This is a genomic window from Microbacterium sp. LMC-P-041 (assembly GCF_030209555.1).
In the GTDB taxonomy this organism is placed as follows: domain Bacteria; phylum Actinomycetota; class Actinomycetes; order Actinomycetales; family Microbacteriaceae; genus Microbacterium.
This window is the reverse complement of the sequence record NZ_JARVRV010000004.1, coordinates 107,222-119,934: the sequence shown is the minus strand read 5'-3', so window position 1 is coordinate 119,934 and position 12,713 is coordinate 107,222. Positions and strand designations below refer to the sequence as shown.

Here is a 12,713-nt window from a genome sequence, read left to right as displayed (position 1 = left end):
GAGAACACGGTTTCTCGTCCTGCATCCGTGCGACGACCCTGCAATCGGTCGTGAAGCGCGCCACCCCAGCCCACCGATTTGATAATGGTTCTCATTAGCGTTTAGAGTGGGGGACATGAAGAAGCCGTTCGTCGCCCTCGCCCTCGCATCCGTCGCCGCACTCTCGCTGGCCGGATGCTCGACCACCCCCGCTGCGGGAGAGGGCGGCGACGGCGGAGCGGTGACGGTCGTCGCGAGCACCAATGTCTACGGTTCGCTCGCCGAGCAGATCGGCGGCGACCGCGTCGACGTGACCTCGATCATCACCTCGGCCACGCAGGACCCGCACTCGTACGAGGCCTCGGCCCGTGACCGCCTGACGGTGCAGAAGGCCGACCTCGTGATCGAGAACGGCGGCGGCTACGACGGCTTCATCGACACCCTGCTGCAGGATGCCCAGGACCCGCACATCGTCACCGCCGTCGAGTTCTCGCACGACTTCCCGGGCAACGAGGGTCACTCTGATGAGGAGGGCGCGACCGAGGAAGAGCACGATCACGACCACGCCGAGGGTGAAGAGGGGCACGAGGGCCACAATCACATCGAAGGCTTCAACGAGCACGTCTGGTTCGACCCGCACACGATGATCCACGTGGTCGAGGCGATCGCCGATGAGCTTGCCGCGATCGACCCCGACGGCGAGGCGGAGTTCACCGCCAACGCCGAGGACATCGTCGCCGACCTCGAGGGCTTCGAAGCCGACCTCGAGGCCCTCAAGACGGATGCCGCCGGCGCCGATGTGATCATCACCGAGCCGCTGCCCGGCTACATCGCCACCGCCGCCGGACTCACCGATGTGACCCCCGAGGGATTCGCGGAGTCGGTCGAGGAGGGCAGCGATGTCGCCCCCGCGAGCCTGCTCGAGACCCTGAACGTCGTCGACAGCGGCGACGTGGCAGCCGTGCTCACCAATGCGCAGACCGGCGGGGCCGAGACGCAGCGCGTCGAGGATGCCGCGACCGCCGCCGGCATCCCTCTCGTCGCGTTCACGGAGCTGCTGCCCGAAGGATCGTCGTACTCTGAGTGGATGAGTGACGCGATCCAGAGCCTCGCCGACGCGCTCCAGTCGTGAGCGCCGCCGCCGACGCGCGGGCAGGAGCCGAGAAGTCGAACCCCGTGCTCGAGGTGCGGGGAGCCGCCCTCCAGCGCGGCGACCGGGAACTGTGGTCGGGCCTCGACCTGACCGTCGAGCCCGGGGAGTTCATCGCCGTGCTCGGACCGTCTGGTTCGGGAAAGACCACGCTGCTGCGCAGCATCCTGGGCCTGCAGCCGCTGTCGGCCGGCGAGATCTCGGTCGCCGGCGGGCCGGTGCGCAAGGGCAATCCGCGCATCGGATACATCCCGCAGCAGCGCTCGCTGGCTCCCGACACGAGCATGCGGGCCCGCGACCTCGTGGCGCTCGGTGTGCAGGGCAGCCGCTTCGGCTTCCCGATCCCGCACCGCGGCGACAAGGCCAAGGTCGATCAGCTGCTCGCCTCGGTCGGAGCCGCGCACTACGCCGACCGCCGGGTCGGCCTCCTGTCGGGCGGTGAGCAGCAGCGACTGCGCGTCGGTCAGGCGCTCGCCGACGAACCCGCCCTGCTGCTGTGCGACGAGCCGCTGTCGAACCTCGATCTCGCGAACCAGGTCGCGATCACCGACATCATCGACCGCCAGCGTCGCGATCGCCGCGCCGCTGTGCTGTTCGTCACCCACGACATCAACCCGATCCTCGGCCGCGTCGATCGCATCCTCTACATCGCCGGCGGTCGCTTCGTGCTCGGCACCCCCGAAGAGGTGCTGCAGACCCGAGTGCTCACCGAGCTCTACGGCACCCCGGTGTTCGTGCTGCGCGCCGGCGACCGACTCGTCGTCGTCGGGGTGCCGGATGCCGAGCCCCACCACCTGCACGACCACGACCACGACCACGGAGGTGCCGCATGAAGGTCATCACCGGCATCGTGCCTGCGGTCGACTGGAGTGACGTGTTCTCGTTCCAGGACTACGGCGAGCTCGTCGCCCTGCTCGCGAACTCGATCATCGCGGGTGCGGTGCTCGGCATCGTCGGCGGACTGATCGGCGTCTTCGTGATGCAGCGCGACCTCGCGTTCGCGGTGCACGGCGTCAGCGAGCTCTCGTTCGCGGGTGCCGCCGCAGCGCTGCTCTTCGGGGGCAGCGTGGTCGTCGGATCCCTCGGCGGTGCGCTCGTGGCGGCGATCCTGATCGGCGTCCTGGGGGCCAAGGCCCGAGATCGCAATTCGATCGTCGGGGTGCTCATGCCGTTCGGCCTCGGCCTCGGCATCCTCTTCCTGTCGCTCTACGACGGGCGCAGCGCCAACCGCTTCAGTCTGCTGACCGGACAGATCGTCTCGGTCTCGAGCCCCGACCTCGGCTGGCTGCTCGGCATCAGCATCGTCGTGCTGCTCGGGCTGCTGCTCATGTGGAACCCGCTGCGCTTCGACTCGCTCGACCCCGAGTCGGCCGCGGCCCGCGGTGTGCCGACCCGCGCGGTGAGCCTGCTCTTCATGGTGCTGCTCGGTCTGATCGTCGCGGTCAGCGTGCACATCATCGGCGCCCTGCTCGTGATGGCGCTGCTCGTGACTCCCGCGGCGGCCGCCATGCGCGTCTCGGCAGGGCCGGTCGCGGTGCCTCTGCTCGCGGCGCTCTTCGGGTTCGTGTCGGCCGTCGGCGGCATCCTGCTCGCCCTCGCGGGCACGCTGCCGGTGAGTCCGTACATCACGACCCTGTCGTTCACGATCTACGTCGTGTGCTGGATCATCCAGCGCGCCCGAGGCGGCGTGCGCCGCGTGCGGGCCTGACGTTCCCAGGGCCCGGCAAGGGCGGCGCGCCTAGAATCGTGGGTATGGCTCAGCGGAACACCTGGCAGCGCGATCGCGTGCGCGAAGCCCTCGCCGACGCGCGAGGATTCGTCAGCGCGCAGAATCTGCATGCCTCGCTCCGCGACGACAACACCGGCATCGGCCTCGCCACGGTCTATCGGGCCCTGGCCGGACTCGCCGCAGCCGGCGACGCCGACTCGCTGCAGAGCCCCGAAGGCGAGGCGCTCTACCGCGCCTGCACGACGCAGGGCCACCACCACCACCTGATCTGTCGCAACTGCGGACTCACGGTCGAGATCGAGGCGACCGACGTCGAGCAGTGGGCGCACCGCACCGCGGCCCTCCACGGCTTCACGGATGCCGCGCACGTGGTCGACATCTTCGGGCTGTGCGCCTCCTGCACCAACAAGCGGGACGCCGAAGAGGCAGCGAACGCGTGACCACCCAGGCCGCTCCACGGACGGTGCACTCGCACCGGCCCTCCCGATCGCCGCGCTCGCCGTGGATCGGGGTCGGCCTCGGCGCCGCGATCGTGCTCGCGCTCTTCCTGATCGACCGGTTCCTTCCGTCGCTCTTCACCGCGAGCCTGCCCAGCAGGGCTCAGGACGGCCTGACCCTCGCCCTGAGCGTGCTCATCGAGGCGCTGCCGTTCGTGATCCTCGGCGTGCTGCTGTCGATCGTCGTCCAGGTGTGGCTGCCCGCCGACGTCATCCACCGCTGGCTGCCGAAGCGCGCATGGGCCCGGCGTGCGGTGCTGTCGCTGCTCGGCATGCTCATCCCGGTGTGCGAGTGCGGCAACGTGCCCTTCGCCCGCGGTCTCATGATGCGCGGGCTCGCACCGGCCGAGGCGCTGACGTTCCTGATCGCCGCCCCGATCGTGAACCCGATCGTGATCCTGACCACGCACGCGGCATTCGGCTTCGATGACGGCATCCTGGTGGCCCGTCTCATCGGCGGATACCTGATCGCCAACCTCATCGGCTGGATCTACAGCCGCCACCCCTCGCCCGACTCGCTGCTCACCCAGCGGTTCATCGACACCTGCGACCGCGTCACGCACGAGCACGGCACACCGGTGCGCCGCAGCCTCACGCAGTTCCTCGTCGAGCTGCGCGCCGTGATGCCCGCGCTCGTGATCGGATCGGCGCTCGCCGGAGCGGTGCAGGTGCTGATCCCGCGCGAGGTGCTGCTGGCGATCGGCTCGAACCCGGTGCTGTCCATCCTGGCGATGATGGCCCTCGCGATGACCGTCGCGATCTGCTCGAACGTCGACGCCTTCTTCGCCCTGTCGTTCGCCTCCACCTTCTCGTCGGGCGCGCTCGTGGCGTTCCTGCTCGTCGGCCCGCTCGTCGACGTGAAGATGCTCGCTCTCATGCGCACGACCTTCACCACCCGCACCCTCGTCGGGATCGTCGGCGTGGTGCTGTTCGCCGCCTTCGCGATCGGGATCGGGGTGAACGTCCTTGTCTGATCACGCGCACCCCACGCAGGCCCGCTCGCGCGCCCGTGCCCTGGGCACCCGCTGGCTCGGCATCGGTCTCGCCACGGTGATCTCGGTCGTCACGCTCGGACTCGGCCTGACCGGTCGCCTGAATCTCTACATCAGCCCCGAGTCGGTGTGGTTCGCCTGCGCCGCGGCCGTCGTGACTCTTGCCGGAGCGATCTGGTCGTGCACCCTGCCGCTCGGCGAAGAAGGCGACCACGGACACGATCACGGACACGGCACGGATGCGGATGCGGATGCCGAGCCGTCGCCTCGCCGCAGCCTCGCCCTCGTGGGCACGGTCACCGGAGGTGTCGTCGCCTCGGGTGTCGTCATCGCAGCACTCGTGCTGCCGCCCGCATCGCTGTCGGTCGAGCTGGCGATGTCGCGGGTCGGAGAGCAGACCGCGCTGTTCGCCGGGGCCGACGATGTGACCCTCGGGGTCGCCGACACCGCGACCTTCGGGGTGGGCGACTGGGCGAGCGTGTTCGCGACGGCGACCAACACCGCCGCCTACGACGGCAAGACGGTCACGCTGACCGGCTTCGTCACCCCCACGGATGCCGACGGCGTCAACCTCACGCGCCTCGTCATCACGCACTGCGTGATCGACGCGCAGCCGGCGACGCTACCGGTGACGATCGATGCGGGAGAGTTCGACACCGGCCAGTGGGTCGAGGTCGAGGGCACGGTCAAGGCGGATGCCGACGGCTCGCTGCACGTCGAGCCCACCACCGTCACCGCGATCGACGAGCCTCAGGACCCGTATGAGTACTGACGACGAGCGCCCCGACCTCCCGGCGGTGCCGCGCACGCGCGCCGAGCTGCGCGCCGCCCGCGAGGCGGAAGCGGCCGCTGCTGCCGCGGATTCCCCGTCGCCGTCGGTGAGCGACGCCGGCGCAGCCGAACCCACCGCCGAATCGCCGGACGAGGGCGGCGGGGCAGAGCGAGCCGGAACGTCTCCTGCGACCGACACGCCTGTCGTCTCGCCTGCGGCTCGCGGGGCTCGCGGGGCCGGCGGCGAACGGCCGACGCGTTCGACCTTCGTCCCGCCTGATGCGGAGTCCACGACGTCGTTCGCGGCTCACTCCACGACCGACTACGCGCCCCCGGCGCCGGTGCAGCCGAAGGCCGAGAAGAAGCCGAAGGCCGAGAAGAAGCCCAAGCCGGCGAAGGCCGCCAAGCCCGCAAAGGCCGCCAGGCCCGAGAAGCCCGCCAAGCCGGAGAGGCCCGCGAAGCCCGAGAAGTCCGACACCCCGAGCGACCGCCGGTTCCTGCTGGCGCTCGGCGCTGTGCTCGGCGTCCTCGTGCTGGTGGGGGCGGGACTCGGCGTCGTCAGCCTCACCCAGGGACCCCGCATCACCGAGGTGCAGGTCGACCCGACCGAGGCCATCGAGACCTCGGGCAGCCGGGTCATCCTCACCGCGAACCAGTCCCTCGCCGCGATCGACGAATCGCAGGTGACGGTCGACCCCGCCGTGCCCTTCACCCTCGACGCCGCGGGCCGCGGCATCGGCATCCGCTTCACCGTGCCGCTCGACGATGACACCGAGTACACGGTGAAGGTCGCCGATGCGGTCGGCGCCGGAGGCGGCCCGAGCGCCACGCTGTCGACGAGCTTCTCGACTCCGGCATCCCACATCTTCCTGCTGCGCCGAGACCCCGACGGGAACGACCAGATCTTCCGCACCGACCTGTCGGGTGAGAAGGCACAGCCCGTGTTCGCCGCCGACAGGATCAACGACTTCCGCGCGACGTCGTCGCAGCTCGTGGTCTCGGTCGAGGAGGACGAGGGCTCGAAGCTGCTCGTGATGGACCGCGACGGCACGGATCAGCGCGAGCTCGAGCTGCCCGGTGTCGGATACGTCGGGGCGATCCAGGTCTCCGACCGCGGGGGTCTGGTCGGCTACAGCTACTCCGACAAGGAGCTCAGCGATACAGAGGGGCGCGCCAGCGTGCTCGTCACCCAATCGCTGAGCGGCGACGACGAACCGGTGGTGACAGAGGTCGGGGGCAAGGAGGCGAACATCTTCGTCTGGCAGTTCGTGCCGGACAGCTCCGCCGTGCTCTTCATCGACTTCGACGGTGCGCTCTCGCTGGTCGACCGCTCGACCGATGCGGGAGTGCAGTCCCTCGGACTCGCGACGACCATCCAGGGCATCTCGCGGGGCACGTACACGGCGATCGTCGAGCGACTCGACGGCACGGTGGTCGAGCTGAACCTCGCTGACGGGTCGGAGGTGCCGCTCGAAGCATCGACTCCCGACTACGGCACCGCGATCACGATCACGCCGTACCCCGGCGGCACCCTCCGCCACGTGGTGTCGCGCGACGAGAACGGTCTGCCCGTCGGTCAGGCGGTCATCCGGGTCAACGACGAGGGCGCGGCGACACCGCTCGTCGAGGTCGATTCGACCGACTCGATCCTGCAGGCCTGCGCGTCGCCCAGCGGTCAGTACGCCGCGGTCGTCATAGCGCCGGAGCTCGCCGACAACCCCTACGACCAGATGCTGCTGCCGCTGCCCGAGAACCTCGAGACGCACCTGCTCGACCTGCGCACGGGTGACGAGATCGTGGCGCTCACCGGCTTCGACGCCTCGTGGTGCCAGACGGCCCCCCAGTTCTGAGCCCATGCCGACGGATGCCCTGCACCGAGCGACCCGCGCCGAGCTGAGCGGGCTGCCGGTCGAGGTCGCTCCGCTGCTGCTCGGCGGCGAGCTGCGCACCGTCGTGGCCGGCTCCGAGGTGCGACTCCGACTCACCGAGGTCGAGGCCTATCACGGGCAGGGCACGGGACCGGCGGCCGACCCCGGGTCGCACGCGCGCATGGGGCGCACCGCACGCAACGCGACGATGTGGGGCGCGCCGGGGCACCTGTACGTCTATCTGAGTCACGGCATCCACTCGTGCGTGAACGTCGTCTCGGGCCTCGAGGGTCAGGCGGGCGGGATCCTGCTGCGTGCGGGCGAGGTGGTGCACGGGGCGGATGCCGTCGCGGTGCGCCGCCGTGCGACGCCCCCTCTGACGGCGACTGCGCTGCGCGACCTCGCGCGGGGGCCCGGTCGATTCGGCCAGTCGGCGGGCCTGCGGCATCCGATCCACGACGGCATCGACGCGATCACCGGAGCGGAGTTCGCGGGCGCCCGCGCCGAGCTGTGGCTGCGTGACGAACCGGTGACCGATGTGGCGACCGGGCCGAGGGTCGGTGTGGCCGGCATCGCCGGGACCGCGGCATTCCCCTGGCGCTTCTGGATCTCCGGCGACCCGACGGTCTCGCCGTTCCGCTGGGGGAGGGGCGCTCAGGCCGAGTCTCTCCATACCACGGGCGTCGGCAGCATGATCCCTTCGCGCGGACGCTGATCGTCGCGCAGCTGCGCGAGGACGGATGCCGCGGCCGCGGCCCCGAGACCTTCGGCCGGCTGGTCGACGGTCGAGAGCAGCGGGGTGGTGCGCGTCGCCCACGTGCTGTTGTCGAAGCCGACCACGCCGACGTCATCCGGCACACGCCGTCCCGCTTCGCGCAGCGCCCACATCGCTCCGGCGGCCACCGCGTCGGACGCGGCGAAGACTCCGTCGATGTCGGGTGCTCGGTCGAGCAGTCGCTTCATGGCGGCGGCTCCGTCGGCGTAGGAGTACAGCGGCACCTCTTCGACGAGGTCCGGATCGAAGTCGTCGCCGAGAGCGTCGGTGAATCCGGCGAGTCGATCGGTGCCCGAGTCGCGGTCGAGGGCGGCGGCGATCATGCCGACCCTCGTGCGACCGGTCGCCAGCAGACGTGAGGTGACGGCCTGCGCGGCGCCGCGGTTGTCGACGCCGACCCAGGCGGCATCGACGTCGGGTGGGTGGCCGACGTAGGCGACAGGCAGGTCGAGTCGCATCACGGCCTTGGTGATCGGATCCTGCGCTCGGGCCGAGACGATCACAGCGCCGTCGACGAACCCGCCGTTGAGGTAGCGGGCGACGCGTTCGGTGTCTCGCACCGAGTCGACCACGAGGCAGACCATCTGGTAGTCCGCCTCGGAGAGAGTCTCGTTCGTGCCGAGCATGATCGCGCCGATGTTGGGGTCTTCGAGGAACAGCGCGTGCGGCTCGTGCACGATGAATGCGATGGCCTGGGTGCGCTGTCGCACGAGGTTCTGGGCGGCGGTGTTCGGCACGTAGCCGACCTCGCGGATCGCCTCTTCGATCGCGGTGCGCGCGGCGTCCGACACGTAGCCGCCGTTGATCACGCGGCTGACGGTTCCCCTGGAGACTCCGGCGACGCGCGCGACATCGTGCACGGTGCTGCGACGACGGGCCGAAGTGCTCATGATCGACAGCCTAGCGACCCGGACTTGACGGGATTCGCCACGACATGCGACGATGTGTGCACGTTCACAGAAATCCCGATCGCTGTTTCGACGCAGCGGACTGTGCACGTGCACATATGATCCGCAAAGGAGCGTCACCGATGGCCGCCGCTGTGTCCGACCGCATCGCCACCCTCTCCGCAGGGCGCGGCCTCGTCTTCGGATGCGACTACAACCCGGAGCAGTGGGACCGCAGCGTCTGGCCCGACGACGTGCGGCTCATGCAGCAGGCAGGCGTGGGTCTCGTGGCGATCAACATCTTCGGCTGGTCGTCGATCAACCCCGCCAGGGGAGTGTGGGACTTCGCGGCGCTCGACGAGATCATCGCGCTGCTGCACGCCGCGGACATCCGCATCAACCTCGGCACCGGCACGGCCTCGCCCGCACCGTGGCTCACCGCGCAGCATCCCGAGATCCTGCCGGTCGGCGAAGACGGGACCGTCTTCCAGCAGGGCGGTCGTCAGGGGTACTGCCCGAGCTCGCCCCTCTTCCGCGCGTACGCCGCCGAGGTCGTCACCCGTGTCGTCGAACGCTACGGCGACCACCCGGCCGTCGCGCTCTGGCACGTGTCGAACGAGCTGGGCTGCCACAACGCGCTCTGCTACTGCGACACGAGCGCCGAGGCCTTCCGTGGCTGGCTGCGCGAGCGGTACGCCGACATCGACGCGCTGAACCGCGCGTGGGGCACGACATTCTGGAGCCAGCGCTACAGCGACTTCGACGACGTGCGGGTGCCCGCTCAGGCCCTCTCGCTGCGCAACCCGGGGCAGATCCTCGACTTCCAGCGCTTCAGTTCCGACGAGCAGCTCGCGCTCTACCGCGCCGAAGCCGCGATCCTGCGCGAGCGGAGCGACGTGCCGGTGACGACCAACTTCATGGTCACCGCGCACATCCGCAATCTCGACTACTGGTCGTGGGCGGGCGAGATGGATCTGATCGCCAACGACCACTACCTCGACCGTCGCCTCGACGACGCGCGAGGCGAGCTCTCGTTCGCCGCCGACCTCACCCGCGGCCTCGCCCAGGGTGCGCCGTGGCTGCTCATGGAGACCTCGACCGGCGCAGTGAACTGGCAGCCCTACAACCTCGCCAAGGCTCCCGGTGAGCTGCAGCGCAACATCGCCGCCCACATCGCGCGCGGCGCCGACGGCATCTGCTTCTTCCAGTGGCGGGCGTCGACCCAGGGCGCCGAGAAGTACCACACGGCACTCGTGCCGCACGCGGGCGAGGACTCCGACCAGTGGCGCGAGGTCGTCGCGCTCGGCGGACTCCTCGATCGCCTGGGCGAGGTCGCCGGGACGCGCGTCGTCGCCGACGCCGCACTGTTCTTCTCCTGGGAGAGCTGGTGGGCCGCCGAGAACGAGGGCCGTCCGAGCGAGGCGCTGACCTACCTCGGCCAGGTGCATGCCGCGCATGCCGCGCTGGCGGATGCCGGCATCACGACAGACGTCGTACGCCCCGGCGGCGACCTCGACGGCCACCGCCTGCTGATCGTTCCCGCGCTGCACCTCATCGGCGATGCGGATGCCGCGGCGATCGCCCGCGCGGTCGAGAACGGCGCGACAGCACTGATCACCTTCTTCAGCGGCATCGTCGACGAAGAAGACAGAGTGCGCACCGGCGGCTATCCCGGCGCGTTCCGCGACCTGCTCGGCATCCGCTCGGAGGAGTTCACGCCCCTGCGTCCCGACGAGACCGTCACCCTGACCGACGGCACGACCGCGACAGTGTGGAGCGAGCGCCTGAAGGCCACGGATGCCGAGGTCGTCGCGTCGTTCGTCGACGGCCCCGCCGCCGGACGCCCCGCGATCACGCGGCGCGCGGCGGGAGCGGGCGAGGCCTGGTTCCTCGGCACCCAGCCCGCTCGCGAGGACTACCGCGCACTGATCGCACGGCTCGCCGCATCCGCGGGTGTCGCGCCCGTCCCCGGCGCCGGACCCGACGTCGAGATCGTGCGCCGCACCGGCGATGCCGGCTCGTTCCTGTTCGTCATCAACCACGGATCCACGGATGCCGAGGTCGCGGCCGCAGGTCACGACCTCGTCACCGACGCCCCCGCCACCGGCCCGGTGCCGGCCGGTGCGGTCCGCATCATCAAGGAGGATGTATGACCACCACGCTCGCCGCTCCGGCGGTCGCCTCAGCACCGAAGGCGCCGGGCCGCCGCCGACGGATCCCGCACAAGGGCGCCATCGCGTTCCTCATCGTGCCCTTCGGCGTGCTGTTCGCGCTGTTCTACGTCGTCCCCATCGCCTACGCGTTCTGGCAGTCCCTGCTCGTGGTCGAGCGCGACGGCACCTTCGGCAAGGCCGAGCAGGTGTTCGGCGGCTTCACGCAGTACGTGCTCGTCTTCCAGAACGAGGCCTTCTGGGCATCGATGGGGCGGATGCTGACCTTCGGCGTCGTGCAGGTGCCGGTCATGCTCGGCCTGGCCCTGCTGTTCGCGCTGCTGCTGGACTCGCCGCTCGTCCGCGGCAAGCGCTTCTTCCGCCTCGCGTTCTTCGTGCCGTATGCGGTGCCCGGTGTCATCGCCGCGATCATGTGGGGCTCGCTGTTCTCGCCGAACCTCTCGCCGTTCACCGCGATCACCAAGAACATCGACTTCCTCGGGGCAGACCTCGTGCTGTGGTCGATCGCGAACGTCGTGACGTGGGTCTACGTCGGCTACAACATGCTGATCATCTACTCGGCGCTGCTCTCGATCCCGCAGGAGCTCTACGAGGCGGCCATCCTCGACGGCGCCGGACAGTGGCGCATCGCCTGGTCGATCAAGATCCCGCTGGTGCGCCCGGCGATCGTGATGACCGCGATCTTCTCGATCATCGGCACGCTGCAGCTGCTCGCCGAACCACAGGTCTTCCGTTCGTTCAGCTCGGCGGTCACGAGCACGTTCACCCCGAACATGACCGTCTACGCCACGGCATCCATCCCGAACACCAACCTCGCGGCCGCGTTCTCGGTCGTGCTGGCCGTGACGACGTTCGTGCTGTCGTTCGGATTCATGAAGTACATGCAGCGCAAGGAGCAGAACGCATGAGCACCATGACGATCGTCGCCCCCGGTCGGGGCTCGCGCGCACAGGCCCCGCGCGGAAAGGGTGCTCGCGAGTCGGGCATCTCCCGCACCGGCGCCATGCTGATCATGGCCGTGTTCACGGTCTACTTCCTGCTGCCGCTGTGGTGGCTGCTCGTCGCGTCGAGCAAGGAGACCGGCGACATCCTGACCACCGCCCCGCTGTGGTTCGCCGACTTCCACCTGCTCGACAACATCGCCGAGCTGTTCGCCTACCGCGACGGCGTCTACCTGCGCTGGCTGCTGAACTCGGTGCTCTACGCCGCGCTCGGCGGTGCCATCGCGACCCTGCTCGCCGCCATGGCCGGCTACGCCCTCGCGAAGTACCGGTTCCCGGGCCGCGACCTGATGTTCGACATCGTGCTCGGCGGAGTGCTGGTTCCGGCCACGGCCCTCGCGCTGCCGCTGTTCCTCATCTTCAGCCAGGCGCAGCTGACCAACACGTTCTGGTCGGTGTTCCTGCCGTCGATCGTGAGTCCGTTCGGCGTCTACCTGGCGCGGATCTTCGCGGCCTCCTCCGTTCCCGACGAACTGCTCGAGGCGAGTCGGCTCGACGGCGCGGGGGAGATCCGCACGTTCTTCACGGTCAGCATCCGACTGATGACGCCCGCGCTGGTGACGATGTTCCTCTTCCAGTTCGTCGCCATCTGGAACAACTTCTTCCTGCCGATGATCATGCTGCGATCCGAAGACCTCTTCCCGGTCGTCTTCGGTCTCTACAACTGGAACAACCAGCTGAACCAGCTGCCGGAACTCCGTGGTCTCGTGCTGATCGGCGCTCTGCTGTCGGTCATCCCGCTGATCGTCACCTTCCTCCTGCTCCAGCGCTTCTGGCGCAACGGACTGGGCGCCGGCGCCCTGAAGTGAGCAGGCGGCCGCCCGGACCGACCGGACGGCCCGCACCACCGCACCATCCCTACCGCACCACCCCCATCGCATCCACGAAAGGAT

At 69.6% G+C, this 12,713-nt stretch carries 12 protein-coding genes; 11 read left to right on the top strand and 1 reads right to left on the bottom strand.

Features of this window, described 5'->3' with window-relative positions; all coding sequences use genetic code 11:
• Positions 1–115 precede the first annotated feature (115 nt).
• The 8 genes from QRN21_RS06960 to QRN21_RS06925 are packed head-to-tail and all read left to right on the top strand — an operon-like array spanning position 116 to position 7,701.
• Positions 116–1,111, top strand: coding sequence for a metal ABC transporter solute-binding protein, Zn/Mn family (locus QRN21_RS06960; protein ID WP_285363504.1), 996 nt, complete (start codon positions 116–118; stop codon positions 1,109–1,111).
• Positions 1,108–1,962, top strand: coding sequence for a metal ABC transporter ATP-binding protein (locus tag QRN21_RS06955; protein ID WP_056275410.1), 855 nt, complete (start codon positions 1,108–1,110; stop codon positions 1,960–1,962). Before QRN21_RS06960 ends, QRN21_RS06955 begins: the two co-directional genes overlap by 4 nt.
• A complete protein-coding gene (locus QRN21_RS06950; RefSeq protein WP_198032352.1) occupies positions 1,959–2,837 on the top strand; it encodes a metal ABC transporter permease in 879 nt (292 codons plus the stop codon). The genes QRN21_RS06955 and QRN21_RS06950 overlap by 4 nt, the downstream gene beginning before the upstream one ends.
• Before the next feature lie 44 nt (positions 2,838–2,881).
• Entirely contained in the window at positions 2,882–3,298 is a 417-nt protein-coding gene (locus tag QRN21_RS06945) for a Fur family transcriptional regulator (protein WP_042540517.1), read from the top strand.
• Positions 3,295–4,329, top strand: coding sequence for a permease (locus QRN21_RS06940; RefSeq protein ID WP_150115130.1), 1,035 nt, complete (start codon positions 3,295–3,297; stop codon positions 4,327–4,329). The genes QRN21_RS06945 and QRN21_RS06940 overlap by 4 nt, the downstream gene beginning before the upstream one ends.
• Positions 4,322–5,119: a TIGR03943 family putative permease subunit gene (locus QRN21_RS06935; protein WP_285363503.1), complete on the top strand. Its 798-nt coding sequence runs from the start codon at positions 4,322–4,324 to the stop codon at positions 5,117–5,119. Before QRN21_RS06940 ends, QRN21_RS06935 begins: the two co-directional genes overlap by 8 nt.
• Positions 5,109–6,968 (top strand): Ig-like domain-containing protein, encoded by a 1,860-nt coding sequence (locus QRN21_RS06930; RefSeq protein ID WP_285363502.1) that lies wholly within the window; start codon positions 5,109–5,111, stop codon positions 6,966–6,968. Before QRN21_RS06935 ends, QRN21_RS06930 begins: the two co-directional genes overlap by 11 nt.
• A 4-nt stretch (positions 6,969–6,972) precedes the next feature.
• Positions 6,973–7,701 (top strand): DNA-3-methyladenine glycosylase, encoded by a 729-nt coding sequence (locus QRN21_RS06925; protein ID WP_285363501.1) that lies wholly within the window; start codon positions 6,973–6,975, stop codon positions 7,699–7,701.
• Here the strand turns inward: QRN21_RS06925 and QRN21_RS06920 are convergent.
• Positions 7,641–8,651 (bottom strand): LacI family DNA-binding transcriptional regulator, encoded by a 1,011-nt coding sequence (locus tag QRN21_RS06920; protein WP_285363500.1) that lies wholly within the window; start codon positions 8,649–8,651, stop codon positions 7,641–7,643. The two genes, QRN21_RS06925 and QRN21_RS06920, sit on opposite strands and share 61 nt — an antisense overlap.
• Positions 8,652–8,791: 140 nt before the next feature.
• On the opposite strand from QRN21_RS06920, the gene QRN21_RS06915 reads away from it, so the two are divergent.
• From QRN21_RS06915 to QRN21_RS06905, 3 genes are read left to right on the top strand one after another with little or no spacing between them, the layout of a single operon-like run.
• Positions 8,792–10,801 (top strand): beta-galactosidase, encoded by a 2,010-nt coding sequence (locus QRN21_RS06915; RefSeq protein ID WP_285363499.1) that lies wholly within the window; start codon positions 8,792–8,794, stop codon positions 10,799–10,801.
• Positions 10,798–11,727 (top strand): carbohydrate ABC transporter permease, encoded by a 930-nt coding sequence (locus QRN21_RS06910; RefSeq protein WP_053098126.1) that lies wholly within the window; start codon positions 10,798–10,800, stop codon positions 11,725–11,727. Before QRN21_RS06915 ends, QRN21_RS06910 begins: the two co-directional genes overlap by 4 nt.
• A complete protein-coding gene (locus QRN21_RS06905) occupies positions 11,724–12,629 on the top strand; it encodes a carbohydrate ABC transporter permease (protein ID WP_372984668.1) in 906 nt (301 codons plus the stop codon). The genes QRN21_RS06910 and QRN21_RS06905 overlap by 4 nt, the downstream gene beginning before the upstream one ends.
• Positions 12,630–12,713 lie beyond the last annotated feature (84 nt).

Excerpts from the sequence above, each read along its gene's own strand:
- QRN21_RS06960 (WP_285363504.1), top strand. The coding sequence starts at position 116 with ATGAAGAAGCCGTTCGTCGCCCTCGCCCTCGCATCCGTCGCCGCACTC.
- QRN21_RS06950 (WP_198032352.1), top strand. The coding sequence starts at position 1,959 with ATGAAGGTCATCACCGGCATCGTGCCTGCGGTCGACTGGAGTGACGTG.
- QRN21_RS06945 (WP_042540517.1), top strand. The coding sequence starts at position 2,882 with ATGGCTCAGCGGAACACCTGGCAGCGCGATCGCGTGCGCGAAGCCCTC.
- QRN21_RS06930 (WP_285363502.1), top strand. The coding sequence starts at position 5,109 with ATGAGTACTGACGACGAGCGCCCCGACCTCCCGGCGGTGCCGCGCACG.
- QRN21_RS06925 (WP_285363501.1), top strand. The coding sequence starts at position 6,973 with ATGCCGACGGATGCCCTGCACCGAGCGACCCGCGCCGAGCTGAGCGGG.
- QRN21_RS06920 (WP_285363500.1), bottom strand. The coding sequence starts at position 8,651 with ATGAGCACTTCGGCCCGTCGTCGCAGCACCGTGCACGATGTCGCGCGC.
- QRN21_RS06915 (WP_285363499.1), top strand. The coding sequence starts at position 8,792 with ATGGCCGCCGCTGTGTCCGACCGCATCGCCACCCTCTCCGCAGGGCGC.
- QRN21_RS06910 (WP_053098126.1), top strand. The coding sequence starts at position 10,798 with ATGACCACCACGCTCGCCGCTCCGGCGGTCGCCTCAGCACCGAAGGCG.
- QRN21_RS06905 (WP_372984668.1), top strand. The coding sequence starts at position 11,724 with ATGAGCACCATGACGATCGTCGCCCCCGGTCGGGGCTCGCGCGCACAG.